General features: G+C 62.9%; 22 protein-coding genes, 3 pseudogenes and 1 riboswitch. Of the genes and pseudogenes, 13 read left to right on the top strand and 12 right to left on the bottom strand.

From position 1 onward, the window contains the following. The first annotated feature begins 8 nt into the window (after nucleotides 1-8). Genes IPK59_06585 through IPK59_06570 form a run of 4 tightly spaced genes read left to right on the top strand, consistent with a single transcriptional unit; the run spans nucleotide 9 to nucleotide 3,600 of the window. Nucleotides 9-812 (top strand): alpha/beta fold hydrolase, encoded by an 804-nt coding sequence (locus tag IPK59_06585; protein MBK8158437.1) that lies wholly within the window; start codon nucleotides 9-11, stop codon nucleotides 810-812. Next, nucleotides 805-1,713 carry a DMT family transporter gene (locus IPK59_06580; protein ID MBK8158436.1) on the top strand — a complete coding sequence of 303 codons (909 nt, stop codon included), beginning with the start codon at nucleotides 805-807 and terminating at the stop codon, nucleotides 1,711-1,713. The genes IPK59_06585 and IPK59_06580 overlap by 8 nt, the downstream gene beginning before the upstream one ends. A gap of 11 nt (nucleotides 1,714-1,724) precedes the next feature. Further along, nucleotides 1,725-2,291, top strand: a complete 567-nt coding sequence (locus tag IPK59_06575; protein MBK8158435.1) for a gamma-glutamylcyclotransferase — start codon at nucleotides 1,725-1,727, stop codon at nucleotides 2,289-2,291. A gap of 28 nt (nucleotides 2,292-2,319) precedes the next feature. After that, nucleotides 2,320-3,600, top strand: coding sequence for an FAD-binding oxidoreductase (locus IPK59_06570; protein ID MBK8158434.1), 1,281 nt, complete (start codon nucleotides 2,320-2,322; stop codon nucleotides 3,598-3,600). Here the strand turns inward: IPK59_06570 and IPK59_06565 are convergent. Next, entirely contained in the window at nucleotides 3,584-3,868 is a 285-nt protein-coding gene (locus tag IPK59_06565) for a TfoX/Sxy family DNA transformation protein (GenBank protein MBK8158433.1), read from the bottom strand. The genes IPK59_06570 and IPK59_06565 overlap by 17 nt on opposite strands. A 114-nt stretch (nucleotides 3,869-3,982) precedes the next feature. Between IPK59_06565 and IPK59_06560 the strand changes: the two genes are divergently transcribed. Together IPK59_06560 and IPK59_06555 are read left to right on the top strand one after the other, a co-directional pair. After that, nucleotides 3,983-5,413, top strand: a complete 1,431-nt coding sequence (locus IPK59_06560; protein MBK8158432.1) for an aldehyde dehydrogenase family protein — start codon at nucleotides 3,983-3,985, stop codon at nucleotides 5,411-5,413. Nucleotides 5,414-5,416: 3 nt separating this feature from the next. Further along, complete coding sequence (locus tag IPK59_06555; GenBank protein MBK8158431.1) at nucleotides 5,417-6,052, top strand: FMN-binding negative transcriptional regulator; 636 nt, start codon at nucleotides 5,417-5,419, stop codon at nucleotides 6,050-6,052. A gap of 116 nt (nucleotides 6,053-6,168) precedes the next feature. On the opposite strand, the gene IPK59_06550 is transcribed toward IPK59_06555, so the two are convergent. Beyond that, the gene (locus tag IPK59_06550) at nucleotides 6,169-6,936 is read right to left on the bottom strand and encodes a DUF2167 domain-containing protein (protein MBK8158430.1); all 768 of its coding nucleotides are present in this window, start codon (nucleotides 6,934-6,936) and stop codon (nucleotides 6,169-6,171) included. A 120-nt stretch (nucleotides 6,937-7,056) separates the two neighbouring features. Between IPK59_06550 and IPK59_06545 the strand changes: the two genes are divergently transcribed. Continuing rightward, nucleotides 7,057-8,001: a ketopantoate reductase family protein gene (locus IPK59_06545; GenBank protein ID MBK8158429.1), complete on the top strand. Its 945-nt coding sequence runs from the start codon at nucleotides 7,057-7,059 to the stop codon at nucleotides 7,999-8,001. Between the two features lie 167 nt (nucleotides 8,002-8,168). Here IPK59_06545 and IPK59_06540 read toward each other — a convergent pair whose 3' ends face one another. From IPK59_06540 to IPK59_06530, 3 genes are all read right to left on the bottom strand, one after another. Continuing rightward, on the bottom strand, nucleotides 8,169-9,350 hold the full coding sequence (locus tag IPK59_06540; protein ID MBK8158428.1) for an iron-containing alcohol dehydrogenase: 1,182 nt from the start codon (nucleotides 9,348-9,350) through the stop codon (nucleotides 8,169-8,171). A gap of 147 nt (nucleotides 9,351-9,497) precedes the next feature. Beyond that, the gene (locus IPK59_06535) at nucleotides 9,498-9,731 is read right to left on the bottom strand and encodes a hypothetical protein (protein MBK8158427.1); all 234 of its coding nucleotides are present in this window, start codon (nucleotides 9,729-9,731) and stop codon (nucleotides 9,498-9,500) included. After that, nucleotides 9,728-10,696, bottom strand: coding sequence for a DMT family transporter (locus IPK59_06530; GenBank protein MBK8158426.1), 969 nt, complete (start codon nucleotides 10,694-10,696; stop codon nucleotides 9,728-9,730). The genes IPK59_06535 and IPK59_06530 overlap by 4 nt, the downstream gene beginning before the upstream one ends. A gap of 145 nt (nucleotides 10,697-10,841) precedes the next feature. Here IPK59_06530 and IPK59_06525 point away from each other — a divergent pair. After that, nucleotides 10,842-11,235 (top strand): annotated as a pseudogene (locus IPK59_06525) (GFA family protein). A 9-nt stretch (nucleotides 11,236-11,244) separates the two neighbouring features. Here the strand turns inward: IPK59_06525 and IPK59_06520 are convergent. From IPK59_06520 to IPK59_06500, 5 genes and pseudogenes are all read right to left on the bottom strand, one after another. After that, nucleotides 11,245-13,292, bottom strand: a pseudogene (locus IPK59_06520) (FAD-dependent oxidoreductase). 71 nt (nucleotides 13,293-13,363) lie between these two features. Then, the gene (locus IPK59_06515) at nucleotides 13,364-15,028 is read right to left on the bottom strand and encodes an acyl-CoA dehydrogenase family protein (GenBank protein MBK8158425.1); all 1,665 of its coding nucleotides are present in this window, start codon (nucleotides 15,026-15,028) and stop codon (nucleotides 13,364-13,366) included. A gap of 11 nt (nucleotides 15,029-15,039) precedes the next feature. Continuing rightward, complete coding sequence (ccrA, locus tag IPK59_06510) at nucleotides 15,040-16,362, bottom strand: crotonyl-CoA carboxylase/reductase (protein MBK8158424.1); 1,323 nt, start codon at nucleotides 16,360-16,362, stop codon at nucleotides 15,040-15,042. 398 nt (nucleotides 16,363-16,760) lie between these two features. Further along, nucleotides 16,761-17,813: a M48 family metallopeptidase gene (locus IPK59_06505; GenBank protein MBK8158423.1), complete on the bottom strand. Its 1,053-nt coding sequence runs from the start codon at nucleotides 17,811-17,813 to the stop codon at nucleotides 16,761-16,763. 57 nt (nucleotides 17,814-17,870) lie between these two features. Next, nucleotides 17,871-19,133 carry a DUF898 domain-containing protein gene (locus tag IPK59_06500; GenBank protein MBK8158422.1) on the bottom strand — a complete coding sequence of 421 codons (1,263 nt, stop codon included), beginning with the start codon at nucleotides 19,131-19,133 and terminating at the stop codon, nucleotides 17,871-17,873. A gap of 157 nt (nucleotides 19,134-19,290) precedes the next feature. Then, nucleotides 19,291-19,365: riboswitch (SAM riboswitch) on the top strand. A gap of 91 nt (nucleotides 19,366-19,456) precedes the next feature. On the opposite strand from IPK59_06500, the gene metZ reads away from it, so the two are divergent. The 5 genes and pseudogenes from metZ (at nucleotide 19,457) to bluB (ending at nucleotide 24,420) form a co-directional block, all read left to right on the top strand. Further along, entirely contained in the window at nucleotides 19,457-20,653 is a 1,197-nt protein-coding gene (metZ, locus tag IPK59_06495) for an O-succinylhomoserine sulfhydrylase (GenBank protein MBK8158421.1), read from the top strand. A 60-nt stretch (nucleotides 20,654-20,713) separates the two neighbouring features. After that, on the top strand, nucleotides 20,714-21,124 hold the full coding sequence (locus IPK59_06490) for a GFA family protein (GenBank protein ID MBK8158420.1): 411 nt from the start codon (nucleotides 20,714-20,716) through the stop codon (nucleotides 21,122-21,124). A gap of 87 nt (nucleotides 21,125-21,211) precedes the next feature. Next, the gene (locus IPK59_06485; protein MBK8158419.1) at nucleotides 21,212-21,700 is read left to right on the top strand and encodes a hypothetical protein; all 489 of its coding nucleotides are present in this window, start codon (nucleotides 21,212-21,214) and stop codon (nucleotides 21,698-21,700) included. 103 nt (nucleotides 21,701-21,803) lie between these two features. Next, nucleotides 21,804-23,785 (top strand): annotated as a pseudogene (locus IPK59_06480) (protein meaA). Further along, nucleotides 23,782-24,420: a 5,6-dimethylbenzimidazole synthase gene (gene bluB / locus IPK59_06475; protein ID MBK8158418.1), complete on the top strand. Its 639-nt coding sequence runs from the start codon at nucleotides 23,782-23,784 to the stop codon at nucleotides 24,418-24,420. Before IPK59_06480 ends, bluB begins: the two are co-directional and overlap by 4 nt. Before the next feature lie 3 nt (nucleotides 24,421-24,423). Here bluB and IPK59_06470 read toward each other — a convergent pair whose 3' ends face one another. Both IPK59_06470 and IPK59_06465 read right to left on the bottom strand, forming a co-directional pair. Then, nucleotides 24,424-25,119 carry a TIGR02281 family clan AA aspartic protease gene (locus IPK59_06470; GenBank protein ID MBK8158417.1) on the bottom strand — a complete coding sequence of 232 codons (696 nt, stop codon included), beginning with the start codon at nucleotides 25,117-25,119 and terminating at the stop codon, nucleotides 24,424-24,426. A gap of 89 nt (nucleotides 25,120-25,208) precedes the next feature. Further along, a complete protein-coding gene (locus tag IPK59_06465; GenBank protein ID MBK8158416.1) occupies nucleotides 25,209-26,930 on the bottom strand; it encodes a VWA domain-containing protein in 1,722 nt (573 codons plus the stop codon). Between the last annotated feature and the right edge of the window lie 39 nt (nucleotides 26,931-26,969).

Raw genomic sequence — 26,969 nt, 5'->3', positions numbered from 1 at the left:
GGAAGATCATGCGCGCGAAGATCAACGGGACCGAGCTCCACGTCTCGGTTGCCGGACAGGAAGACAAGCCGGCCCTCATCCTCAATCACTCGCTGGCGACCAGCCACGAGATGTGGGGACTGCAATTGCCGATCTTCGCGCGCCATTTCCGCGTGGTGGCCTTCGACATGCGCGGTCATGGGGCGAGTGCGGCACCATCAGGCGCCTACAGCCTCGACAAGTTGGCCGACGATGTGGTGGGTGTCGCCGATCATCTGGGGATCAAACGCTTCAGCTATCTGGGTCTCTCGATCGGCGGCATGATCGGCCAGGTGCTGGGCGTCCGCCACGGTGCGCGCCTTGAGAAGCTGGTTCTCTCCAGCACGCTGATGGGCACGGTCGATGATGCGGGTGCCAAGGCCTGGGACGAGCGCAACGCGCTGGTGAAGCAGCAGGGGACCCGGACGCAGATCGACGGCACCATGGCGCGCTGGCTGTCGGCCGATTTCCAGAAAAAGGCACCGCTCACCGCGCAATGGATCCGCGACCTCATCGCCGCGACCCCGGCCGACGGCTATGCCGGCTGCGGCGAGGCGATCAAGGCGATGCAACTCACCGCCGAGAAGCTCTGCACCATCAAGACGCCGACCTTCGTCATCGCCGGCGAGAAGGATCCGGGCGCAACGCCGGAGATGGGGGCGAAGATCGCCGCCGCCATTCCGGGCGCCAGGTCCTTCGTCGTGCCGGGTGGCTATCACCTGTGCAATATCGAATTCCCGCACATCTTCTCGGAAGCCGTTCTGGCCTTCCTGCTCGGCCAGGAACATGGCTGACGGGGCTGCCCCCGCGACGCGCCCGCCCCACGCACCCGCCGATAACAATCTGCTGCGCAGCGTGCCCGTGGTGTTCGTCCTGCTCTGGGCCACCGGCTTCATGGTGGCGAAATACGCCATCCCCTATGCGGCGCCCTTCACCATCCTCACCATCCGCTTTGCCATCGCCAGCGCCATGATGGCCGCGATCGGCCTCATCTTCGGCGCGCGCTGGCCGCGCTCGCTGACTGAGTTCGGCCACATCGCGGTCACGGGCATCCTGCTGCAGGCGGTCTATCTCGGCGGCTGCTACGCGGCGATCTATGCGGGACTCCCCAGCGGCATGGTGGCGCTCATCGCCGGCCTGCAGCCGATCGTGACCGCGGCGCTCGCCGGACCGCTGCTCGGCGAACGGCTGCGGCCGCTGCAATGGCTGGGGGCAGCCCTCGGCTTCGTCGGCCTCACCATGGTGATCTGGCACAAGCTGGTGTTCGATGCCGGCCATTTCTGGGCCTTGTTCTTTGCCTTCGTGCAGCTGGCCGGCATCACGGCGGCCACACTTTATCAGAAGCGCTTCAGCCCAAATGCGGATCTCAAGGCCGGTGCCGCCATCCAATATGCCGCTGGCACCATCGTGCTGCTGCCGGTCATGCTCTATCTCGGCGTGGGCGAAATCAACTGGCAGCCGCAGTTCATCCTCGCCATGGGCTGGATCATCATCGTGCTGTCCGGCATCTCGATCGCGCTCCTTACCTGGATGATCCAGCGCGGTGCCGCGTCGAAAGTGGCGAGCCTATTCTACCTCACGCCGCCGGTCGCGGCCCTCGGCGGCTATTTCATGTTCGACGAGCGTCTGGACACGCTGGCCTTCTGCGGCATGGGTGTCGTCGCGCTGGGCGTTGCCCTGGTGAATCGCAAATGACCGAAAGCGAAATGATCGAAGGCCGCCGCTATCGCGCCAAGCCCGGCGAGGAACTGCGCGTCTTTGCCTATGGTTCGCTGATGTGGCGGCCGGATTTCCCCTTCATCGATATCCAGCCGGCGACACTCTATGGCTATCACCGCGCCTTCTGCATCACCTCGACCTATTATCGCGGCTCCGACGCGCATCCGGGCCTGGTGCTGGGTCTCGATCGCGGCGGACAAAGTCTGGGGCGCATCTACCGCGTGGCGCCGGAGGATGCGGAGGCGACCGCGGACTATCTGCACAAGCGCGAGATGGTGACCGGCGTCTATATTCCGCGGCTCCTCAAGGTGCGCCTGACCGATGGCAGCGACCTGACAGCGCTGTCTTTCATTGCCGACCGCAAGCATCCGCAATATGCCGGCAAGCTTTCGGCTGAAGAGGTCGTGGCGAAGATCCGCGATGCGGTCGGCATCGCCGGGCCGAACATCGAATATCTGCGCAATACGGTGCTCCATCTCGATGATCTGGGGATCGGCGATTGTGCGCTGCACCGCATTTTACGCATGATCGACGCGGCCAAAGAGGCTACATAGAGCCCATCCGAGACCAGCCGGGGACATCATGGGGCCGTTCGAACATCCGCAGTCTTCCTACTACGCCGCCAGCGCCAATCCGTTTGCGCGGCTGGCGCCGCTGTCCGGTCTGGTGACCGCCGATGTCTGCGTGGTGGGCGGCGGCTTCACCGGCCTGTCGGCGGCCCTTCATCTGGCCGAGCGCGGCTACAAGGTGGTGCTGCTGGAACAGGCGCGCATCGGCTGGGGCGCATCGGGCCGCAATGGCGGACAGATCAATCTGGGCCTCCGCAAGGGGCCGGAGGAATTGCTGGCGGCCTTTGGTGCGACACGCGCAAAGATGCTGTTCGACATGAGCGAGGAAGCACGCCAGCTGATTGTCGAGCGTGTGGACAGGCACAAGATCAGCTGCGATCTCAAGCCCGGCACCCTCCATGTGGCGAGCAAGCCGGGCGACCGGAAATGGATGGAAGACGAGGTCGCCTGCCTCGAGAACAGCTATGGCTACACGGGTGCCCGTTTCCTCGACAAGCAGCAGACGCGCGCCGAGCTTGGGTCGGACATCTTCCACGCCGGTGTGCGCGACGCGGGCGGCGGGCATCTGCATCCGCTGAACTATGCGCAAGGTTTGGCGCAGGCGGCGATGGCGGCGGGGGCCAGTCTCCACGAGCAAAGCCATGTGCTGCGCATCGAGAAAGGCAAGGTCAACCGGGTCATCACAACGCAAGGCGAAGTGCAGGCGACCTATGTCGTGCTGGGGTGCAATGCCTATCTCGGCGATCTCGAACCACGCATCGCCGGCAAGATCATGCCGATCGCCAATTTCATCGTCGGCACGGAACCCTTGTCGGACAATGAGGCCAAAGACGCCATCACCCATGACGTCTGCGTCTGCGACACCAAATTCGTGGTGAGCTATTGGCGCCTCTCCGCCGACCGACGCATCCTGTTCGGTGGCGGCGAGCGCTACAACACGCGGCCGCCTGCCGATATCGGCGCCTTTGTGCAGCCCTATCTCGCCCGCGTCTATCCGCAATTCGCGCAGAAGCGCATCGATTATGGCTGGGGCGGGATGCTCGCCATCACGGCATCGCGCCTGCCGCATTTCGGGCGCATGGGGAACATCTTCTTCGCCCATGGCTATTCCGGCCAGGGTGTCGCCACGACGGGTCTGGCCGGCAAGCTCATCGCCGAGGCGGTGGCGGGCAGCGCCGAGCGGTTCGATGTGTTCAGCGCCATCCGCCACCAGACCTTCCCCGGCGGCACGCTGCTGCGCCATCCGCTGCTGGTCGCAGCCATGCTGTGGTACGCGCTCAGGGACCGGCTCTAGGACGCCCTTTGCCGCCGGCTTCCGCTTCCGCCTTGAGCTGCGCTTTGAGCTCCGGCGACAGCTCGCGCCAATCGATGCCGGCAAGGGTTGCGGCGAGGGCATAAAGCAAGTTGAGCGACACATGCCTTGGAAAGGCATGCTTGGCGCGGCGATAGGCGGCGACGGCCCCCAAGGCGCGCAGATCGGCCTCGCTCTCGATACCGACCTCGGCAAGCCGACGGGCCGAAACGGGGCCAAGGTTCCGGCTGTCTGAAAGTGACGTCTTCATGACGCTGATTATCAGTCGTGGCGGGCGTCCCTGCCATGACTTTTTGGCGCTATAAATCGGCCGCCAAATGGCTATTGTGCGGCATCCTTGGTCAGCTGAAGAGAGCCGAAACCCATGTCCAACAACTTGAAGTTCTTTATCAACGGTAGCTGGGTCGATCCGGTGAAGCCGGCGACGCTCGACGTCATCAACCCGGCGACCGAGGAGGCGTTTACCAGGATCTCCATGGGCAGCGCTGCCGATGTCGACAAGGCCGTGGCCGCCGCCAAGGCCGCGTTTCCAAAATTCTCGCAGACGACCAAGGCCGAGCGCGTGGCGCTGCTGAAGCGCATCCTCGCCGAATACAAAAACCGCTACGAGGACATCGCCCAGGCCGTCTCTGCCGAAATGGGGGCTCCGCTCGCCATGGCGCGGGATTCGCAGGCGGCCACGGGCCAGATCCATCTCGAAACCACGATCAAGGCGTTGGAGGATTTCGAGTTCGAGGAACAGCGCGGTGACACCCGCGTGGTGCGCGATGGGATCGGCGTCGTCGGCCTCATCACACCCTGGAACTGGCCGCTCAATCAGATCGTTGCCAAGGTGGCACCGGCCATCGCCGCGGGCTGCACCATGGTGCTGAAGCCCAGTGAAGTGGCCCCCATCAACGCTGTCATCTTTGCCGAGGTGATGCAGGCGGCGGGCGTGCCGGCCGGTGTCTTCAATCTGGTCAATGGCGACGGGCCGTCGGTCGGCCAGGTGATCACTGCGCACAAGGATGTCGACATGGTGTCCTTCACCGGCTCGACCCGCGCCGGCATCATCGTGGCGAAGACGGCCGCCGATACGGTGAAGCGCGTCAGCCAGGAACTGGGCGGCAAGTCGCCCAACATCATCCTGCCCGACGCCGATTTCGAAACCGCCGTCTACAAGGGCGTCCAGGGCTGCTTCGGCAATAGCGGCCAGTCCTGTAATGCGCCGACCCGCATGCTGGTCCCGGCCGCGCGCCATGACGAGGCGCTGAAGGTCGCGAAGAAGGCGGCGGATGCGCATAAGGTCGGCGATCCGAAATCCGCCGACACGGTGCTGGGACCGGTGGTGAGCGAGGCGCAGTTCAACAAGATCCAGGGCCTCATCGAAACCGGCATCAAGGAAGGCGCCAAGCTGGTCGCCGGCGGCACCGGCCGGCCGGAAGGACTCAACCGCGGCTACTATGTGCGCCCGACCGTGTTCGGCCATGTGACGCCCGACATGACGATCGCCCGCGAGGAGATCTTCGGTCCGGTCATCGCCATCATGTCCTATGACACCGAGGAGCAGGCGGTCGAGATCGCCAATGACACGGTCTATGGTCTGGCGGCCTATGTGCAGTCGAAGGACCTCAATCACGCCCGCAAGGTGGCGCGCCAGTTGCGCGCAGGCCAGGTGAAGATCAACTACCCGGCCTGGGATACCTTTGCGCCCTTCGGCGGCTACAAGCAGTCCGGCAATGGCCGCGAATATGCCGATTTCGGGATCCATGATTTCCTCGAAATCAAGGGCATCTGCGGCTACGGCGCCGCGTAAGCCATGTACGCGCCGGCGCATTTCCGCGAAGAGCGCTTGGCCGTCCTTCACGAGGCGATCGGCCAGGCGCGTCTTTGCTCCCTCGTGACTCTGGGAAGCGGCGGCCTGGATGCGAGCCATATCCCGGTGCTGCTGGCGGCGGAGGAGGGGGCGAGCGGAACGCTCTATGGCCATCTCGCCCGAGGCAATGCGCAATGGAAACAGGCCGAGAAATCGGTCCAGGCCCTCGCCATCTTCATGGGGCCTGACGCCTATGTCTCGCCCTCCTGGTATGCCGAGAAGGCCAAGAACGGCAAGGTCGTGCCGACCTGGAATTACATTACCGTCCATGCCCATGGCGAGATCGAGTTCTTCGACGACAAGGCGCGGTTGCTGGATCTGGTGACCCGGCTCACCGACCGGCATGAAGGCAAGCGCGCCCAGCCCTGGGCGGTCTCGGATGCGCCGGCCGATTACATTGAGGCACATCTCAAAGGCATCGTCGGCTTCCGCCTGCCGATCGCCCGGCTCGAGGGCAAGTGGAAGATGAGCCAGAATCGCAACCGCGAGGACCGTCAGGGCGTCGTCGCTGGCCTCGGCGAATCAACCGGCCCGCTGGAAGAAGCAGTCGCGGAGATCATGGCCCGCGAGATATCGTAAGGCTCACGACCGGCGGAAGAAGCGGCGCACGCCAGCGCGAACGGCGAAGAAGGCCGGCACCACCAGGATGAACAGCTTCTTGCCGGCGAGTGCCAGGAAGCCGATCGCCGCGGCGATCAGGCCCTGCTCAATTTGACGCCGGCGACGGCGGCGACGAGGCCGGCCAGTCCATAGGCGGCGACGTTATCGCCCTCCTTGAAATCGGCGTAGCGATGGCCTTCGTCATACGCGTGGCTGTCGAGGGCGAGGTTGAGGGTCCTGAGCCCGCTCGCCTTGAATGTGTCGAGGTCACCCACCCAGGTCACTTCATGATGACCGGCACGGCCCAGCTTCACGGCGACGGCATTTGCCCAGTGGCCCTGCTCATTGCCCATTTCCACCACGTAATGCGCGACATGGGTCGTGGAATCATAGGTCGGCTCCGCGATCCAGCCGATCACCTCGAAGGCGTCCTGGCCGTTGGCGACGCGCTCCGGATTGGAAGCGTGCTGGCCTTCCTTCATCTGGGCGAGGAAATTGACCGGGTCGATATCGGACCAGTCATCGTCTTTGACATAGCCTTCTTCGCGATAAGCGAAGTCGATGAGGGCTTTGCTGTTGTCGTCATAGAGGACGGCCTCGGTGCCGGGGAATTCGATGCCGTTATTGAGGTAGACGAAGCGTTCAGCATCGCCGCCGAGCAGGATGCTGAAACCTTGCGGCAGGTGGATTCGGCCGTGCGATGCGGGCAGCGCGTAATCCTGTGCCACCTCCTGCCATTGCATCGCCTCATATTCCTTGTCGAGCGCTGCCTGATCCTTGGGATAGGGCGCTTGATCGGCAAGTGCTGTGCCGGCCATCAGGGCAATGCCGGCGGCGACCAGAACGCTCCGAATAATCGTCATGAACGAAAATCCTATAAGTTGTATTACTTTGTCAACTATACATCATTTCAAGATCGATGCCAAGAGTTGGCGCAGCGCCGGCTCGCGAGTAAGGTCAAGTCCATCAGAGAAGGATTCGGCATGAAAATATTGTTCCTGGGGGCCGGCGGTGTAGGTGGCTATTTCGGTGGCCGACTGATCGAGGCCGGCGGCGATGTCACCTTTCAGGTGAGACCCGCCCGCGCGCGCAACCTTGCCGCCAACGGCCTGGTCATCAAGAGCCCGCTCGGCGATGCCCAGCTTTCCGTGAAGACAATCGAAGATGCCAATGGCAGCGGGGCCTTCGACCTCGTTATCGTCAGTTGCAAGGCCTATGACCTCGCCCCGGCGATCGAGGCGATTGCGCCGCATGTGCGGGCGGGCGCCGTCGTGCTGCCGCTGCTCAATGGCATGCGCCACAATGACGATCTCAGGCTGCGCTTTGGTCCGGAGCATCTGATCGGCGGCATCTGCCAGATCGAGACCATGCTCTCGCCCGCAGGGGAGATCGTCCACAAGAGCCAGTTCGCACGCATCGTCTTTGGCCCGTTCGAGGAATATCCGGTGGATGCACGCGTGCAGCGCGTGATCAGCGATTTTGCCGCCCAGTGCGAAGGTGCCAATTTTTCGTCGAAACTCCTCGACCCGGTCGACCAGGCGCTGTGGGACAAATGGGTGATGATCGGCACGCTGGGCGGCATCACCTGTCTGATGCGGGGTGCCGCCGGCGACGTCATGGCGACCAAGGAAGGGCGCGAACTCATTGAGGAATTGCTGCAGGAAGCGATCTCGGTCGCGACCGAAGCCGGCTTTCCGCCCAGCGCCGACTATCTCGCCAATGCGCGCAAACTTCTGATGGCGCCGGGCTCCACCTTCATGGCCTCCATGCTGCGCGACATCGAAAAGGGTGGCGCCATCGAAGCGGATCACATCATTGGAGACATGTACCGCCGTGCTCATGAATCCGGCCATGACGCCAATGTCCTGCGCATGGTCTATTGCCATCTGCAGACCTATGAAGCGCGCAGGGCGCGGGGCGGGTTCTGAGTTTGCGGCTCTCCTCACCCCAACCCCTCTCCCGCGAGGGGAGAGGGGCTAGTGCCACGATGGAATATTGAGAACGCGCTGAAAGACCGAATATTGCCGGCGGATCTCATCCCCTCTCCCCTCGCGGGAGAGGGTCAGGGTGAGGGGTGTTCCAGGATTGAGCGAGCTTACGCCGCGAGCGTGCCGTTCAGCCCATTGACGAAGATGGCGCCGAGTTCCTTGGCGCCGACCTTGATCGGGTTGCCGCCGGCCGACGGATCGGCTTCGGCCATCTTGGCCACTTCGTCGATGCGCTTATCGTCGACGCCGATCTCCTTCAGCGTGTGCGGGATCTTGATCTCGGTGCGGAGATCGAGGATCCATTTCTGCACGGCAGCGAAGCCCGGATTGGGCAGGCCCAAGAAACGGGCGAGGCGCGTCATGCGCTCGTCGATGGCCTTGCGGTTGAAATCGAGCACATAGGGCATGATCACGGCGTTGGTCAGGCCATGATGCGTGTTGTAGAGGGCACCCAGCGGATGGGCGATGGCATGCATGCCGCCCAGGCCCTTCTGGAAGGCGGTTGCCCCCATGGTGGCGGCGATCATCATGTTGGCACGCGCCACCAGATCCTTGCCGTCCTTCACGGCCTTGGGCAGGTTCTCCTGTACGAGGCGCATGCCTTCAAGCGCAATGCCGTCGGCCATCGGGTGATAGCCCGGGGCGCAATAGGCTTCGAGGCAATGCGAGAGCGCATCCATGCCGGTGGCGGCCGTCACATGGGCGGGAAGGCCCACGGTCAGTTCGGGATCGTCGATGACGATCGAGGGCATCATCTTCGGGTGGAAGATGATTTTCTTGGTGTGCGTGCTTTCATCGGTGATGACAGAGGCGCGGCCGACTTCCGAACCGGTGCCGGACGTCGTCGGCACGGCGATGATCGGCGCGATGCCGGCCGGGTTGGCGCGGGTCCACCAATCGCCAATATCCTCGAAATCCCACATCGGGCGCGTCTGGCCGGTCATGAAGGCGATGGTCTTGGCGGCATCGAGGGCCGAGCCGCCGCCGAAGGCGATGACGCCATCATGGCCACCGTCGCGATAAACCTTGAGCCCGTCCTCGACATTCTTCGACACCGGGTTGCCCTGAATCTCGGAGAAGAGGCCGGTGGGAATCCCGGCTGCTTCGTTGCGGGCGATGGCGTCCTTGATCATGGGGAGGCCGGCCAGGCCCGGATCGGTCACGAGCAGCGGGCGCTTCAGGCCCAAGGCCTTGCAATGGTCGGGCAATTCCTTGATGCGGCCGCAGCCGAACTTGACGGTGGTGGGATAGTTCCAATTGCCCTTGAGGGCGGCGGCGTCCTGGCTCATGGCCCGTGATCCTTGGCTGGTGATGGTGACGTTGAATCGGCCGGCATTCTAGCCTTGTTTCCACATTGGAAAAGGGGAGAAAAGGCGCTTGGGCGGGCGCAAATGGGGGAACGGCCATGCGGTGCGGAGATGGCTGGGGGCGCCCACTCACACCTTGGCCGCCGCCCGCCGTTTCCATTCCGCGACCGCGTCGGCCATGGTCTTCGGCTTGCCGTCCTTCAGCCAGGCCATGAAGGGCCGGTCGAACTTGAAGGCGGCGCCGCATTGCGCGAGGAAGAAGCGCCGCACATTCTGCGTGTTGCGGTAACTGCCGGTGATTGGCGTCGCCGGCGTGATCCTGGCGCTGTGCCAGTCGAAAGCATCGGGGGTTGATTTGCTCATGCAGCCTTAGCCTTTCTTTCGCCCAGCATCACGATGAGGCTGGCGGCGACGATGAGCGCCGCGCCGATCAGCCCCGTGGGCGTGGGCAGATCCTGCCAGATCAGGTAACCGAGGATCACGGCCCAGACCAGGGCGGTGTATTCGGTGGGGGCGATCACCGAGGCCGGTGCGTGGCGGAAGCTCTCATAGAGCAGATACTGGCCAAGGCCGCTGGCAAAACCCAGACCTAACATCAACAGGCCGTCGAACAGGCTCGGTGTTTGCCACAGCCAGGGCAGGGTGGCCGCCGAGATGATGGCGAACAGGCCGTTGGTGAACAGCATCTGGTTGATGGTCGGCTCCACATGCATGATCTTCCGCACGAGGATGGTGGCAAAGGCCCAGAAACTCGCCGCCACCAGCACCAGGAGGGCCGGCCAGATCTCCGGCCGTCCGGTCGGATTGGCGGCGATGGCGACGCCGACGAAGCCGACGATGACGGCGATCCAACTGGCCCAGGTGACTTTCTCGCGCAGTAGCAGGATCGACATCACGGTAACGAAGATAGGCGCTGCGTAATAGAGCGTCACCAGATCGGCCAGGGCGAGGTGCTTGGCGGCGTTGTAATAGCAAAGCCAGGCGCTGAGCAGCAGGGCTGCGCGCAGCAGCAGCCCCAGCTTGTTGGTGCTGCGGGCGACACCGGCGATGCCGCGCCGCCCGCCCACGATCAGGCTGATTGCCGTCACCGTCAGGCTGCGCACAAACAGGATCTGGAAGATCTGGTAGTCATGCATCACCAGCCATTTCACGATCGCATCCTGGCCGGAGAAGATGCCGTAGCCGCAAATGGCCAGGATCACGCCCCATTGGGCATTCTCGATCAGTTTGGTGGGGGGAGAGGTCAAGATGGATCCTGGTTCCGGCGATGAACGGCGCCGTAGCTGAGGATTGCACCCTCCCCAGAGCCGGCGATTCGGCGCTAACATTGACCGGCGCAACGTGTCTTGTCGAGGGTGGTCCTGGACTGGAAGCGCAATCAGGCGTTGCGGTTCAGCTCCGGGATCGGTACGGGTGGCCGGATCGCCGTAATGTGGCAGAGGGGAGAATTCGATGTCGGAAAGTTTCCAGGGTATCGGTGCGGATCTGAGCCACGACGGCGGCTGCGAATGCGGTGCCTTGCGCTACCGTGTGACGGGGGAGGCCTACGGGACCGGCTATTGCCATTGCCGCATCTGCCAGCGCACCAGCGGGGCGCCGGCGCAGGCCTTCGCCCGTGTTCATGCCGACCAGTTCGCCTATACCAAGGGCCAACCCGCCGTGTTCAATTCGAGCGAACAAGGCCAGCGCGAATTCTGCGCCATGCGGCAGCCAGCTGCTTTATCGCGGGCGCCAGGCGCCCCATGACGTGGCGTTCAACACGCCGACCCTCGACGATCCCGAAGCCTATCCGCCGCGCGAGCATGTCTGGCACCGCAGCCGGATCTCCTGGTTCGACACCAATGACAAGCTGCCGCGCAAGGAATAGCCCGCCGCATCATTGCGCGGCGGCCAATCCCATGCCGCGGTCGCGCCTGGTGGCAGGATGCTCCGTTGCCAGGCCGAGCTGGCGGGCGAAGCGATGCCCGGCATAGACCGCATGGGCGATGATGCCTGGAGCCTCGGCGTCGCCGATGCGGGTCAAGGTCCTGATCCCGGCCGCGGCGAGACGGGGTCGGTCTGCCTGCAACTGGTCGAACAGTACCGTTTCCGGTTGCCGCGCGGTGACGGGCACGAGGCTTGCCACCTCCAACACGGTGCCCGTGCCGCCATAGAGGCAGTCGAGGTCAAGACGACCTGGTGCGAAAGCATGCAGGGTCTTGTTGAAATGGCAGATGATGCCTTGCGCCAGGAGATGAGCATGGGTCGCGGCCTGGTCGCCGGTATAGCTCATCCAGGGAGCGACAACGCCGGCACTGGTGACGAAATGCACCTCATGCCCGGCCTCGCGCAGCTTGTCGGCGAGACCCGCGGCGAGATAATAGCCGTCATCGTCATAGACCGCGACCGGGCCTGAGGGCAGGTTGCCGCGCATGACATCTTCCGGTGCCACGATGGCCGGCGACGGGCGAGCACGGCTTTGCGCAACGAGCGGCCGACACCGTCGGTACGCCAGTGACTGCCGGTGGCGCAGGTGACATGGGCGGCGCCGAACTCTCGCACATCGTCCGCGCTCATCTCGCTTTCCAGGAACAGCTCGACATTTTGCATCTTGGCGATCTGACCCAGGCGCCAATCTCGCACCCGCGCCCATTCGCGCAAGCCCGGCAAAGATGATTCCAGACTGACCCGCCCACCGGGTTGGCGCGATTTTTCAGCGAGCGCCACGTCATAACCGCGGGCGCCCAGGACACGGGCCGCTTCCAGACCGGCGGGCCCCGCGCCGATCACCAGCACACGGTCGCCGGGCGCATCGCGCGTGATGATTTCGGGATGCCAACCCTCACGCCATTCCTCGCCCATGGTGGCGTTCTGGGTGCAGCGGATCGGCACCGAGCGCGAGTTATGCGCATAGCAGATGTTGCAGCCGATGCATTCGCGGATATCGTCGAAACGGCCGTCGCGGATCTTGTTGGGCAGGAACGGGTCGGCGATCGATGGTCGCGCCGCACCGACGAAATCGGCGATGCCGGATTTCACCAGGCGCAGCATCGAGTCCGGCGAGGTATAGCGACCCACGGTGACGATCGGCCCGCTCACGATTCTGCGGATCGCCGCCACCTTATCCTCCAGCGTTCCTTCCTTGACGAAACGCGATGGCCCCATCTCGATGCTGTAATCGTTGACGGTCAGATCCCAGATGTCCGGCAGGCCGTCGAGGCTCCTGGTCATCTCGAGCCAATCGTCCTGATCTTCGGCCAGCTCGCTGTTCGATGACCAGCGCAGGGCAATGGCGCATGTGTGGCCAACCGCCTCCTTCACCTCCGCCAGCAATTCGCGCACGATGCGCGCACGGTTCTGCGGGCTGCCGCCATATTCATCCTTGCGCTGGTTTTCAGCCCCGAGGAAACCGTGCAGCAGATAGTGATGGCAGGCATAGACATAGACGATGTCAAATCCGGCCGTGACGGCACGCTTGGCCGCGTCGACATGCCATTTGCGGATATCGACGATGTCCTGCCGATCGAGTGCCTTGGTCTGCAGCGGATCGCCGGTCAGCACCGGCATGCTGGTGAGGGACATCGGCGGCAGGCGCGAGTTCATGTTGGCCATGCGGGCACCACCCAGGAACAGCTCCACGCCGGCCAGGGCGCCGTGCCTGTGCACGGCTTCGGTCATCATCGCATGTTGGCGGATGTCGGCATCATCCCACAGGGTCTGGATCGGATAGGGCGCATCGTCGGAGGTCGGATGTATGGTGCAGTACTCGGTGTTCACGACGCCCCAACCACCCTCGGCCTTCAGGCCGCGCATGGCCGCCAGCGTGTGCGGCCGCTCATGCCCCATGCCGCTGCAATGCGGCACCTTGTAGAAGCGGTTTGGGGCCGTCACCGGGCCGAGTTTCATCGGCGTGAAGAGCAGGTCGAAACGCGGGTCGCGGGTCATGGTGCTGCCTGAATGATCGTTCAACTGTTGAATGATCATTCAGTTAGAGGTTAGGTGTCAATGATCCTGCGTCAGTTCCGCCCGCTCAACAACCCCCGCGCTACGACTTGCGCCTGGATCTCCGCCGCACCTTCGAAGATGTTGAGGATGCGCGCATCGCACAGCACGCGGCTGATCTTGTATTCCTGGGCGTAGCCGTTGCCGCCGTGGATCTGCAGGGCGTTGTCGGCATTTGACCAGGCGACACGGGCGCCCAGCAGCTTTGCCATGCCGGCCGGAATGTCGCAGCGGCGGTCGCTGTCTTTTTCGCGGGCGGCGAAGTAGGAGAGCTGGCGCGCCATCATGGTTTCGACCGCCATCCAGGCAAGCTTGCCGTGGATGCGGGGGAAGGCGTAGATGGCTTGGCCGAACTGCACACGTTCGCGCGCGTATTTGAGGCCGAGTTCCATGGCGCATTGCGCGACGCCGACGGCACGCGCGGCGGTCTGGATGCGCGCACTTTCGAAGGTCGCCATCAACTGCTTGAAACCTTCCCCTTCGACACCGCCGAGGAGATTTTCCGCTTTCACCTCGAAGCCATCGAAGGCGAGCTCGTATTCCTTCATGCCGCGATAGCCGAGGACACCAATCTCGCCGCCGGTCATGCCCTTGGCGGGGAAGGGATCGGCTCCCGTGCCGCGCGGCTTTTCTGCTAGGAACATGGAGAGGCCGCGGTAGTCGGTCGAATTCGCATCGGTGCGTGCCAGCAGGGTCATCACATCGGTGCGAGACGCGTGGGTGATCCAGGTCTTGTTGCCAGTGACACGGTAGACGTCGCCGTCTTTCACGGCGCGGGTGCGCAAGGAACCGAGGTCGGAGCCGGTATTGGGTTCGGTGAAGACGGCGGTCGGCAGGATCTCGCCGCTCGCGATCTTCGGCAGCCATTGCTGCTTCTGCTGCTCGGTGCCGCCCAAGCGAATGAGTTCGGCGGCGATTTCCGAGCGTGTGCCGAGCGAGCCCAAGCCGATATAGCCGCGCGAGAGTTCTTCGGTCACCACGCACATGGCAAGCTTGCCCATGCCGGAGCCGCCGAATTCCTCCGGGACGGTCAGGCCGAAGACGCCCATTTCGGCCAGTTGCTGGATGACCTCCAGCGGGATGAGGTCGTCCTTGAGGTGCCACTGGTGCGCTGCCTCGACATGGTCGGCGGCGAAGCTGTGGAACTGGTCGCGGACGATGGTGAGCGATTCGTCATCGAGGGCCGCTTCGCCGAAATCGCCATCAGAGATGAGGTGGGCTAGGCGTGCGCGGGCTTCGGCGGAATTGCCATGGGCCACCAGCAGTTCGGCAGCGTCGAGGGGCCGCGCCGCGGCGGGATCGAGGCCAAGATCGGTGAGGCGCACGATTTCGCCCTGGCTCATCGGCCAGCCGCCCCTGATCTGGGCGAGGTATTCGCCAAAGCCGATCTGGAGGATGAGCTGTTCGCGTTCGCCGAAGCGGCCGCTTTTCTCAAGCCGACAGGCCCAGGCCAGCGATTGCTCAAGCGCCGTCACATAGGTGGCAAGCCACGCATAGCCGTGGGCCGCGAACTGATGCGCATCGAGTGCCTTGGCATCAACACGGCCGGCCACCGTGACATTGGCATGGACGCGGGTGCGCACCGATTCCAGCACGGTCTGCGCGGCGGTTAGGCCGGCCGCGCAGCAGGCAAGCAGATCCGCAAGGAGCGGCGAGGTCGCCGCACCTTCTAGACGCATGGGCGCGGACATCACTCCTCCATGCAGTCTTCGAGGGTGCGACGGCCGGGACGTTTTGCCTGCACGAGCACCGCCATGTTGCCGGGCTTGTGCTTGTTCTGCCACATCTTGGTATGGGCGGCGGGGATATCTTCCCAACTGAACACTTCGGACATGCAGGGATCGATGCGGCGCTCGATCACCAGATGGTTGGCCTGGCTCGCCTGCAGAAGATTGGCGAAATGGCTGCCCTGGATGCGCTTCTGGCGCATCCACACGAAGCGCGCGTCGAAGGTGAGGTTGTAGCCGGTGGTACCGGCGCAGATCACGACCATGCCGCCGCGCTTCACGACGAAGCAGGAAACCGGGAAGGTCTGCTCGCCGGGATGTTCGAAGACGAAGTCGACATCGACGCCCTTGCCGGTGATATCCCAGATCGCCTTGCCGAAGGCGCGGCACTTCTTCATGTAGTCATTGTAGCCGGCGGCATCGTCGACATCGGGGCATTGGCCCCAGCAATCGAAATCGTTGCGGTTGATGACGCCCTTGGCGCCCAGCGACATGACGAACTCGCGCTTCGATTCGTCCGAGATGATGCCGATCGGATTGGCACCCGCCGTAGCGCAGAGCTGCACCGCCATCGAGCCCAGGCCGCCCGAAGCACCCCAGATGAGGACATTGTGGCCCGGCCGCAGGATATGCGGGCGATGGCCGAACAGCATGCGATAGGCCGTGGCGAGGGTCAGCGTGTAGCACGCACTCTCTTCCCAGGTGAGATGTTTGGCGCGCGGCATGAGCTGGCGGCCCTGCACCTTGCAGAACTGCGCGAAGGATCCGTCCGGCGTCTCGTAACCCCAGATGCGCTGGCTGGGCGAGAACATCGGGTCGCCGCCATTGCATTCCTCGTCATCGCCATCGTCCTGATTGCAATGCACGACGACTTCATCGCCGACCTTCCAGCGCTTTACCTTGGAGCCAACGGCCCAGACGATGCCGGCGGCGTCCGACCCGGCAATGTGATACTCGGCCTTGTGCACGTCGAAGGGCGAGATGGGCTTCCCCAAACCAGCCCAGACGCCGTTGTAGTTCACACCCGCCGCCATCACCATGACGATGACCTCGTCCTGGTCCGGATGCGGCGTCTCGACGGCTTCGACCAGCATGGCAGTCTCGGGCGGGCCGTGGCGGTCGCGGCGGATGGCCCAGGCATACATCTGCGGCGGCAGATACCCTAAGGGCGGGATCTCGCCGATCTCGTAGATGTTCTTGCCGGTGAGGGGGGCCGCCTTGGGGGCAGCCGCCTTGCCGTCACCAGCTTTGGTCTCAATCGCCACGACTTTTGCCGACTCACTCATGATCGCTTCCCATTCTTGCGTTAAGGCAGGGCCGGCACCTCTTAGAGCGGGCGCCTTAGCCAATGCAGCATCAACACCATCCTGCCTTCGCGGTTGCAGCACCGTCAAGAGGTGGACGATAGAAAAGGTCGCAAGTGATGACGAAACGGTAAAGAAGTGGCCATTTGTGCAGGATGATAGGTAATTATATTACTTATTTGGTCTTTGCGGCGCAAAAGACGGGAAGACAGCGCTTTCATCAGAAGGGGAGTCGCGGAGGGACAAACTTGTGGATGGTCGGCCTTCGCCGACCATGACGGAGAATTAGCTTGGCGACGATTCTTCAGTTGAGATTTGTTTTATCGTCATGGTCGGCGAAGGCCGACCATCCACGAGTTGATGCTTGGAACGGGGCGCCATCACTTCACCTTGCAGACATCCTTCACGCTCTGCCATTCCGTGGCTGCCATCGAGGTGTAGCCCGTGCTGTCGCCGGCCGTGTAGGCTGCGCGTTCGTCGAGGCCGGGGTGGCTCGCCAGCCAGTTTGGAATGACGTTGCTGCCTGATTCCTTTGCCTCTTCTTCGAGCAGCTTGAAGAAGTCGGCCATGCCGTCAGTGCGGAGGCCGGCTGCTTTCAGGAGTTCCAAGCCGCGCAGATCGGCTTCCTGTTCCATTTTTCTCGAATAGGACATGGTCGTGACCAGGGTTGCAAGATCGCCGGCGCTGGAGCCGCCCAGCACGATACCGATCGTGGCACCGAGGCCGAGGCTGCTGATGACGCCCTGGGTCGGATGGCGGAGATCGAGATGTCCGATCTCATGTGCCACTACGGCCGAGAGCATGTCCGGTGAGGTGGCAAGCTCGATGAGGCCGCTTGTCACCAGCACATGATCGCCCGGCAATGCGAGCGCATTTGGCAGCTTGAGATCGACGACATCGATGGTGATGCCGTTCATATCGCGCGGGCTGAGGCGATAGACCAGACCCCGCAAGGCGGCATTTCCGGATGTCCCCTGACAAACGGTGAGGTTCTTGGTGAAGGCAGCATAGATTTTTTCGCCGAGGCGCTGCTCCCATTCCTTCGGCACATATTGCGCCAAGGCTGCGCTGCCTTCGCGCCACCCGAAATAGGCCCCCACCGCGATGACGATGCCGGCGGCGAACCAATAGGCGCCGACCTTAAGCGCACGCCGCCTCGCCCGTGCCTTCCACTGGCCAAGCGCCGGATTGGCAGCGAGCAATTGCTGGCGTTTGGGTGAATCGTGAAGGACGAGGCGCGGCAATGGATCGCTCAGCCGCGCGAAATTGAGACTGCCAGTGACAGAATTGCCATCGACGACGCGCATATCGGCGATCGGCCAGTGCACTGTGCCGGCACTCTCGCCGCTCAGGACCAGGTCGTCGCCTGCAAGAGATATCGCTACGCGGTGAGCGGTGGCGGTATTGCCGTCGTAAAAGCGATCGTCAGACACTCTGGTCCTCTTCCTTGAGCTCTGCTCCCGTGACTGGGGAGAAGATTGAATGCTTCACTACAGGATACCCGGATCAAATGCTTCCAGCAGGCCTTCGCCCACGCCGGGCCGGCGGAGCGGGCTGCGCTTGATTTCGGTGCCGTCGATATCGCCGATCACCTCGACATGGGCGACGATGAATTTCATGGTGCGCTGGATAGCGATGGGCAATCCGAGGCCCAGTGTCACGAGGATGATGAAGATGTTGCCGAAGGTACGGCCCATGAGGGCACCTGCGGTCATCGGTACCGAGAAATGCATGCCGGCCAGCCGCAATTTGGCGCCGATTTCGCGGATCATGGCCGCCTGATAAAAACTGAAGGCAACGATGGAGATCGCCCAGAAAGTCAACAGAAAGGCAATGACGCCGACGAAGATGAGCCAGATCATCTCCGGCGAAGTTTCTGTCGTAGAGGATGGGCTGATCTTGATCGAACCATCGCCGCTCATGTTGAAAGCAAGCAAGGTGAGCGAGCCTATGATGATCGAGAACGCCATGACGGATAGAATGACGGCAGAGACAATGCCGATCAGGTAGGCGACATAAAGCGGTTTGGAACTTGTCTGGCCGCTGGCCTTGGCATCGCCGAAATAGGAGCGGTTGATGCGGTCGTCGATGAGACGCATCTGCGCCCAGGGCCAGGCGAGCCCGATGGTCAGCATGGCGAGGAAAGAGAAGAGCAGGCCTTTTAGTCCCCAGGCCCAGGCCGATCCGGTCATGTTTCCGCTGATTCCGCGCCACAATGTGCGGGTCAGGCGATAGCGCTGGGCGGCGTAGCGGCCGACAAAAGTGATGTAGAGAATGATGAGGCCGAGAGAGGATTGCACGATCGGGAGCAGCGGCGATTCCTGCGGCGCGGCAATGGCCAATGCATACATGCCGATCTGCGCCAGGACGATAAACACCATGACGACGATGAAGCCCAGGAAGAGCTCCAGGCCGGTACCAGTATACTCGAAATGATCGCCCGAGAGACTGGTATGCGACCACAGATAACGCCTCAACCGTGTCTTGCCCCAGAAGCGGTAGATGCCAAGGGTGACCAGGGTGAGGAGCAGGTTGACGAGGAAGATGCGGTAAACTTCGCCGAGGCGCCCATTATAGATGAGGGCAGTGCGGCGGCCATCGGCGGTGGGTGCCGTGCCGAAGGCAGAAAAGCCGCTGCCGTTACCGCCGTATCCGCTGCGCGGCGGGTCAGGATAGGCGCTCGACAGGGTGGCGCCATCGGCGGGCTGCCGGGGGCTTGAGGGCGTGAGCCGCATCGAATCGTCTGGTCTCACGCGGCAAAATCCATTCTTTGCCAATAAATTCAATTGCAGCGAAAGATAGCAACAGTGCCCCGGCCACTCAAGCCTGGTTTCCCGCGTGCCGCCGACGGCATGCCTTGACAGCCGGCCCCCAGTCATGGCTTAACATCGGCCGACGCTTGGCAATATGGTCGAGCTCCGTGGTGATTTGTGCCGGATTGCGGCCACGTTAAATCAAACGCTAAAAGGTCCAGGACAGTGCCCCAGGGCGCCAGAACCTCGGCCTTATCGGTCGGGGTTTTTTATTGCCCGCGCGCCAGCGATGGTCGTGCAGGCCAGTCCAGGACGAGGCGATCATGACGGTTAAGCGGGATATCAAGGCAAGCTGGAACGCAGCCACGAAACTGGTGCATGCGGGGCAGACACGCAGCCAGTTCAAGGAGACGTCGGAGACGATCTACATGACCTCCGGCTATGTCTATGAGACGGCGGAGGAAGCCGAGGCGGCGTTCGACAACAGCCAGCCGCGCTTTGTCTATTCGCGTTTCGGCAATCCCACGGTCGCGATGTTCGAGCAACGCATGGCGACCATCGAAGGCGCCGAGGCCGCGCGCGCCACCTCGTCCGGCATGGCGGCGGTGTTCGCCTCGCTGGCTTCGTTGGTGAAGGCAGGCGACCGCATCGTTGCGTCGGACGCCCTGTTCGGCTCGTGCCAGTTCATCCTGGGAGAGATCCTGCCGAAATGGGGCGCCGAGACGGTGTTCGTCGATGGCCGCGATCTTGAACAGTGGAAGGCGGCGTTGGCCAAGCCGGCCAAGGCCGTGTTCCTGGAAAGCCCCAGCAATCCGGGCCTGCGCCTGGTCGATCTCAAGGCGGTGGCGGACCTTGCCCACAAGGCCGGCGCCACGGTGGTGGTCGACAATGTGTTTGCGACACCCTTGCTGCAGCAACCGCTGAAACTGGGCGCCGATGTGGTGGTCTATTCGGCGACCAAGCATATCGATGGGCAGGGGCGGTGTTTGGGCGGCATCATCCTCGGCACCGAGAAATACATCAACGAGACACTGCAGCCCTTCATCCGCCATACGGGTCCGAGCCTCAGCCCGATGAATGCGTGGATCCTGCTCAAGGGGCTGGAGACGCTGGATCTGCGCGTCGCCAAGCAATGCGACAGCTCGCTGAAGATCGCCCAGGCATTGAAAGGCCATAACAAGCTGGCGCAGGTGAGCTATCCGACGCTGGAAGGCTTCCCTCAATATGAGCTGGCGATGAAGCAGATGAGCGGCGGCGGCACGATGCTGTCCTTCAGCCTTGCCGGGGGAAAGTCCGCGGCGTTCAAGTTCTTGAATGCGCTGGAACTGGTGCTGATCTCCAACAATCTCGGTGATTCAAAGTCGCTCGCCACTCATCCGGCGACGACGACGCATCAGCGCCTCACCGTCGAGCAACGGGCGAAGCAGGGCATCGATGAAGGCCTCATCCGCCTGTCGGTGGGGCTTGAGCATGCGGATGATCTCATTGATGATGTGCTGAGCGCGTTGAAGGCGGTTTGAGGACCAAATTCGTCATCCTCCGCGGACCATGACGATCTCTTGGCATCATCGGAGTGTCAGATGGCGTCTACGAGCTTACTCACCGGCCATTGTCTGTGCGGCGCCTTGCGTTATCGCTTCGATCCGACCAATGCCGTGGTCGACTATTGCCATTGCGATACCTGCCGGCGTTGGAGCGGGGCGCCGGTGACCGCCTGGGCGCAGGTGCCGCCCGCGCAGTTCGAGCTTCTGGCCGGGACTGCGAAGATCTTTCAATCCTCGCCCCTTTACCAGCGGCATTTCTGCGGCGATTGTGGGTCGCCGATCTATATGAGCGGCGGCGACACGATCGGCATCATGCTGGGCACGGTCGATGATGCCTCGGGCCTGATCCCGACCGGTCATGGCTGGACCTCGGCGCAGCTGCCCTGGCTGAAGATCGACGATCACCTGCCGCATTGGCCCAAGGATGCGCCGCATGACGCGGACTAGCGGCCATCAGGTTGTGGAAGCGCAATCCATATCCGCGTAAGTTGATCTCCGGGGAGTCGAGTCTTGGGGGATGGAATGAGGCATTGGTTGTGGCGCGTCATGGGGGTGCTGTCGCTGGGCGGCGGATTTTCCGGGCTGGTCTATCTGTTCATGGTACTCCTGCAGGGTGTCGCCATCGACCTTTGGGTAACAATCACAATCGTGGCAGCAACAGCGCTGTACGGTTTTGGCGTCTGGTCTGGCATGCGCTTGCTTGAGGGTCGCCCGGGCGCGGCACAAGTCAATCTGCTGTATTGGTGTATCCAGATTCCGATGCTCAACACGCCAGTGGTTGCGCTTCAATTCTATGTCGGTGCCACTGCCGTGGTGAGCGCCAGTTTGGGCTGGGACGCATCCGGTACGGATGAAGTCAATTTCGGTGCAAACGCCCTTTTTGGCAGCTCGGTTGAATGGTCACTGATGCAGGGTGATGTGCCCTGGGAGGTCGGGGTCAATCTTCTTGCCTGCGTGATCGTTTGGAAGGGACGGCGTCTGCTTCGGCAGGAAGCAGCGGCTGCCAAGGATGATATTTGGTAATTTAATTACTGTTTTAGCGGGCCACTCGGTCTGATCTTGCGCAGTTGTTGTTGCGCCCGCTATATTGCGGCGCACAATAAAAGAATGCCGCGGGAGAAACCTCATGAGTGATGCGATTAAACGGGACCAAGCCTGGCTGTTCCGAACCTATTCGGGCCATAGCTCGGCCAAGGCATCCAACGAGCTCTACCGCACGAACCTCAAGCGCGGACAAACCGGCCTCAGCGTCGCGTTCGATCTGCCGACCCAGACGGGCTACGATTCCGACCATGTGCTGGCCAAGGGCGAGGTCGGCAAGGTCGGTGTGCCGATCAGCCATCTGGGCGACATGGTGGCTTTATTTGATGGCCTGCCGCTCGCCGATATGAACACCTCGATGACCATCAACGCGACGGCGCCCTGGCTGCTGGCGCTCTATATCGCCGTGGCCGAGAAGCAGGGGGCAAGCCGCGCCGCCCTGCAGGGGACGGTGCAGAACGACATCATCAAGGAATATCTCTCGCGCGGGACCTATATCTTCCCGCCGGAACCCTCGCTGCGGCTGATCACCGATGTGATCAGCTTCACCTATCGCGAGGTGCCGAAATGGAACCCCACCAATGTCTGCTCCTATCATCTGCAGGAAGCCGGGGCGACACCAGTGCAGGAGCTGGCCTATGCGCTGGCGACGGCGGTGGCCGTCCTCGATCATGTGAAGGCGAGCGGACAGGTGCCTGCTGAGGATTTTCCGCAGGTGGTGGGACGCATCAGCTTCTTCGTCAATGCGGGCCTCAGGTTCATCACCGAGATCTGCAAGATGCGGGCGTTTACGGAATTGTGGGACGAGATCTGCCGCGACCGCTATGGCGTCGAAGATGCCAAGCTGCGGCGTTTCCGATATGGCGTGCAGGTGAACAGCCTGGGCCTCACCGAGCAGCAGCCGGAGAACAATGTCTATCGCATCCTCCTGGAGATGCTGGCGGTGACGCTCTCCAAGAATGCACGCGCACGTGCCGTGCAATTACCGGCCTGGAACGAGGCGCTGGGCCTGCCGCGCCCATGGGATCAGCAATGGTCGCTGCGACTGCAGCAGATCGTGGCCTATGAGACGGACCTACTCGAGTTCGGCGATATCTTCGATGGTTCTATCGAGATCACGCGCAAGGTCGATGCCCTGAAGGCCGAGGCGCTGGAGGAGTTGGCGCGGATCGATGCCATGGGCGGGGCGGTCGCCGCCGTGGAATCGCTGCTACGAAGCAACGGCTGGTGGAATCCAATGCGCGGCGTCTGTCGGCGATCGAGCGCGGCGACCAGACCGTGGTCGGTGTCAACAACACACCGAAAGCGCGCCCTCGCCCTTGCTGGCCGGCGGCGATGGCGGATTCCTTGCCATCGACGACAAGGCGGAAGCGGAGCAGGTGGCTGGCCTGAAGGCCTGGCGGGCCGCGCGCGACAGTGCCGCTGCGGCCAAGGCGCTCGCAGCACTCGAAGCAGATGCAAAGTCCGGCCGCAATATCATGGAAGCTTCGATCAGTTGCGCTCATGCCGGCTGCACCACCGGCGAATGGGGCGAGACACTGCGCCGCGTGTTCGGTGAGTTCCGGGCGCCGACCGGTGTCGCGCGGGCAACCGTGGACCAGGGCAGCACGGCCATCGTGACGGTGCGTGCCCAGGTTGATGCCGCGAGCAAGCGTTTGGGCCGGCGCGTCAAGATCCTGGTCGGCAAACCGGGCCTTGACGGCCATTCGAACGGGGCCGAGCAGATCGCCGTGCGGGCGCGGGATGCCGGCATGGAAGTGGTCTATGAAGGCGTCCGCTTGACCCCGGCGCAGATCGTCAATGCAGCCCTTGAGGAAAGCGTCCATGTGGTGGGTCTCGATCCTCTCCGGCTCGCATATTGCCCTGGTGGGTGAGGTGATGGAACGGATGCGGGCGCTGGGTCTATCGGACGTGCCGGTGGTGGTGGGCGGTATCATTCCGCAGGAAGATGCCAAAAGGCTGCTGGAATTCGGCGTGGCGCGGGTCTATACGCCCAAGGATTACGATCTCAACGCCATCATGGCGGGGATCGTCTCCCTGGTGGACCAGCACTCGCAGGCGGCATGACGGAACATTCATTCGGCACTTCGTTCCAGGCGGAATTCGAGGAACTGCTTGCCTGGCGGCGCGACGTGCGCCATTTCAAGACGGACCCGGTGCCGGCGGAGATGGTCGAGCATCTCCTGGATCTCACTGGCCTTGCCCCATCGGTCGGCAACGCCCAGCCCTGGCGCTTCGTCAGCGTGGACGAGCCGGTACGGCGGGCGGCCATCATCGAGAATTTCCAGCAGGCCAATCAGGCAGCCCTCGCCAATTACGACGGCGAGCGTGCCGAGCTTTATGCGCGGCTGAAGCTCGCGGGCCTGCGCGAGGCGCCAAGGCATTTCGCGGTCTTCTGCGATGAGGACACACCACAAGGTGCTGGGCTCGGCCGCCTCACCATGCCGGAGACATTGCGCTATTCGACGGTGCTGGCCATCCACACGCTGTGGCTCGCCGCACGGGCACAGGGGTTGGGGCTGGGCTGGGTCTCGATCATCGATCCGCGGCAGGCGACCGCAACCCTCGACGTGCCGAAGGAATGGCACTTCGTCGCCTATCTTTGCCTCGGTTTTCCAGCCGGCGATCACATCGAGCCGGAGTTGCAGCGCAAGGGCTGGCAATCGCGCGAGGCGCTCTGCCGCCAGGTGTTGCAGCGCTGACGGCTATTGTTCCAGCGTCATGCGTTCGCCCTCGACGCGCCAGGATCTGAGGCGGCGCAGGAACTCCATCCCGAGCAACGAATCCGACATGTCGACCTCGTTGACCGTGGCCGGCAGATCGTGCACCAGGATGTTGCCGAGGCGGAATTCGGCGATGACGATCGGCGCTCCACGCACAATGCCATTCGCAGTCTCGGCGATCTGCGAGAAATTGAGCTGGGTGAGGTCATAGCCGAGGCGCTCCGCCGCATCGGGTGTCAGCACCACGTCGGTGGCGCCGGTGTCGATGGTGAAGGCGAGGTCGACGCCATCGACCTGGGCACGCACCTTGTAGTGGCCATTCTCCGCCACCGGATAGCTCATGATGCGCTCGCCCTCTGTTCGGCCATCGAGCGGCATCAGTTCCGCGCTGAAACGGTCGCCGAGCATGCCGAACTCGCCGCGGAAGGAATAGAGCAGGATGAGGCCGGCGAAGATCGCCACCCAGATCGCCATCTGCGCCAGGGTCCGATTCATGTCGTAGCGCAGGCGCGCGAACAGGCCACCGCCGAAGACGGCGATCAGGCAGACGAGATAGATGAGACGCATGCGGTTGTCGCCATCGGCCAGCACGTCGGGGAAGCGCTGGTTGAGGAAATAGACGAGAATGGCGCTGCCACCCAGAATCAGGGCCCAAAACTGCCAGCTTCGATTTTGCATAAGAGTCCCGCACTACTCGCTAAACGTGCATTTGTTCCCCATTTGATCTGACGGCGGCGATGGTGTCCAGGGATTTTTTGCCCCGCATGTCAGCCGCCCATTGCTTTGGTGAGTTCGACGAGTTCGATGAATTCGGCGCGGGCGCCGCTGGCATCTTCGCCGCGGCCGTCGCGGGCGAGGGTGGCGATCTGGGAGAGGTCGAAGGTGCCCAGCCGCGCGCCGCCTTTCAGATATTGGCCGAAGGCGGCAACGGCGGCGGCGAATTTGTCGTCAGTTGCGGGATCATCGGCGCGGGTGAGCCAGGAGCTGGACAGGGGCGTTTCGATGAGCTTGGAGACATCGCCCTCCGGTGCCTTGTATCGGAGGCGCAACAAGGCGAATTCGTCGACCTTGGTGCCGGTCCCCTTGGTCGGGACGACGCCTTCACCCTGATAGCGCAGCGGATCGACGCTCATTCCCTTCGAACCCACGAGGGCGATCTCGTAGAGCGCTGTCACGCTATGGCCGGCGCCGATCTCGCCGGCATCCTTTTTGTCGTTGTTGAAATCCTCGCGGTTGAGGGCGCGGTTCTCATAGCCGATGAGGCGGTATTCGGCGATGAGAGCCGGGTTGAACTCGATTTGGACCTTCACGTCCTTGGCGATGGTTTGCAGAGTCCCCTGCAGGCCGTCGACCAACAGGCGCTTGGCTTCCTTCAATGAATCGACATAGCCGTAATTACCGTTGCCGATATCGGCGATCTGTTCCATGAGGGCATCGTTGTAATTGCCTTCGCCGAAGCCGATCGTGCTGAGCGCGATACCGGATTTTCGGTTCTCCTCGACCAAGCTCTTCAGCGCGTCGAGATCCGTGATGCCGACATTAAAGTCGCCGTCGGTCGCGAGCACGATGCGGTTGATGCCGTCTGAAATCCGGGCTTCCCGCGCCTTGGCATAGGCGAGCTGGATGCCCTCTCCCCCAGCGGTGCTGCCGCCCGCCTCAAGCCCGTCGATGGCGGCCCGGATAGTCTCCTTGTCGCTGCCGGCGGTGGGCGCCAGCGCCAGACCCGCGGCTCCGGCATAGGTGACAATGCTCACCCTGTCGTTGGGGCCGAGCTGATCGACCAGCATCTTCATGCCGGTCTTCAGGAGCGGCAGCTTGTCGGCATCCTGCATCGAGCCGGAGACGTCGATGAGGAACACGAGGTTGGCAGGGAGCCGATGATCGCGCGGTGGCTCATAGCCCTTGATGGCGATGCGCAGCAGCTTGGTATCCGGGTTCCAGGGCGTGGTCATCACATCGGCATCGGCGCGGAACGGGATGCTCTCGTCGCGCGGTCCTTTGTAGTCATAGCTGAAGTAATTGAGCATCTCCTCGACCCGCACGGCGTCAGAGGGCGGCTTCCGCCCGTTCATCAGGAAGCGGCGCAGATTGGCGTAGGAGCCGGTATCGACATCGATGGCGAAGGTAGAGACCGGCGCTTCTGCGACGCGCTTCACTGGATTGTCGTCGGTGTGGGTGTAGGTCTCGGTGGTCTGCGGTGGATGAATTGATTGCGCAGTTGCGAATCCACTCGCGTCGGACGATGGGCTGCCCTGAAATATATGGATAGTGGGCTCGCTTTGCTTTTGCGTCGGTACTGCCTCGGTTCCTGTGGCCAAGTCGGCCGCCAGCTCCGATTCTTGCGCTGGCGCTGGTTGGGCCGTGCTGCTGGTTGCAGCGGCCGGCGCAATGGCGGTGCCTTCTGCAGATTGCGTATGCTCGCTGCCGCAGGCAGCCAGGATGAGTATCGCCGAAATCAGAATGTGGCTTAGCAGAAGTTGCTTGCGCATGGTGTAGCCCCTGTTGTCGATATCCCCGTGATGCCGAGG

This window comes from Rhodospirillaceae bacterium (assembly GCA_016712715.1).
Classification (GTDB): Bacteria; Pseudomonadota; Alphaproteobacteria; order Dongiales; family Dongiaceae; genus Dongia.
The sequence above is the reverse complement of the archived record's forward strand: the minus strand, read 5'-3'. Positions and strand labels throughout refer to the sequence as shown.

What these genes read in the sequence shown, in the direction of transcription:
- IPK59_06560 (MBK8158432.1), top strand. Translation starts at nt 3,983, where the DNA reads ATGTCCAACAACTTGAAGTTCTTTATCAACGGTAGCTGGGTCGATCCG.
- IPK59_06540 (MBK8158428.1), bottom strand. Translation starts at nt 9,350, where the DNA reads ATGAGCCAGGACGCCGCCGCCCTCAAGGGCAATTGGAACTATCCCACC.
- IPK59_06515 (MBK8158425.1), bottom strand. Translation starts at nt 15,028, where the DNA reads ATGCGTCTAGAAGGTGCGGCGACCTCGCCGCTCCTTGCGGATCTGCTT.
- IPK59_06565 (MBK8158433.1), bottom strand. Translation starts at nt 3,868, where the DNA reads ATGAAGACGTCACTTTCAGACAGCCGGAACCTTGGCCCCGTTTCGGCC.
- IPK59_06555 (MBK8158431.1), top strand. Translation starts at nt 5,417, where the DNA reads ATGTACGCGCCGGCGCATTTCCGCGAAGAGCGCTTGGCCGTCCTTCAC.
- IPK59_06585 (MBK8158437.1), top strand. Translation starts at nt 9, where the DNA reads ATGCGCGCGAAGATCAACGGGACCGAGCTCCACGTCTCGGTTGCCGGA.
- IPK59_06490 (MBK8158420.1), top strand. Translation starts at nt 20,714, where the DNA reads ATGGCGTCTACGAGCTTACTCACCGGCCATTGTCTGTGCGGCGCCTTG.
- IPK59_06470 (MBK8158417.1), bottom strand. Translation starts at nt 25,119, where the DNA reads ATGCAAAATCGAAGCTGGCAGTTTTGGGCCCTGATTCTGGGTGGCAGC.
- IPK59_06545 (MBK8158429.1), top strand. Translation starts at nt 7,057, where the DNA reads ATGAAAATATTGTTCCTGGGGGCCGGCGGTGTAGGTGGCTATTTCGGT.
- IPK59_06575 (MBK8158435.1), top strand. Translation starts at nt 1,725, where the DNA reads ATGATCGAAGGCCGCCGCTATCGCGCCAAGCCCGGCGAGGAACTGCGC.
- IPK59_06570 (MBK8158434.1), top strand. Translation starts at nt 2,320, where the DNA reads ATGGGGCCGTTCGAACATCCGCAGTCTTCCTACTACGCCGCCAGCGCC.
- IPK59_06550 (MBK8158430.1), bottom strand. Translation starts at nt 6,936, where the DNA reads ATGACGATTATTCGGAGCGTTCTGGTCGCCGCCGGCATTGCCCTGATG.
- IPK59_06465 (MBK8158416.1), bottom strand. Translation starts at nt 26,930, where the DNA reads ATGCGCAAGCAACTTCTGCTAAGCCACATTCTGATTTCGGCGATACTC.
- metZ (MBK8158421.1), top strand. Translation starts at nt 19,457, where the DNA reads ATGACGGTTAAGCGGGATATCAAGGCAAGCTGGAACGCAGCCACGAAA.
- IPK59_06530 (MBK8158426.1), bottom strand. Translation starts at nt 10,696, where the DNA reads ATGTTAGCGCCGAATCGCCGGCTCTGGGGAGGGTGCAATCCTCAGCTA.
- IPK59_06580 (MBK8158436.1), top strand. Translation starts at nt 805, where the DNA reads ATGGCTGACGGGGCTGCCCCCGCGACGCGCCCGCCCCACGCACCCGCC.
- ccrA (MBK8158424.1), bottom strand. Translation starts at nt 16,362, where the DNA reads ATGAGTGAGTCGGCAAAAGTCGTGGCGATTGAGACCAAAGCTGGTGAC.
- bluB (MBK8158418.1), top strand. Translation starts at nt 23,782, where the DNA reads ATGACGGAACATTCATTCGGCACTTCGTTCCAGGCGGAATTCGAGGAA.
- IPK59_06535 (MBK8158427.1), bottom strand. Translation starts at nt 9,731, where the DNA reads ATGAGCAAATCAACCCCCGATGCTTTCGACTGGCACAGCGCCAGGATC.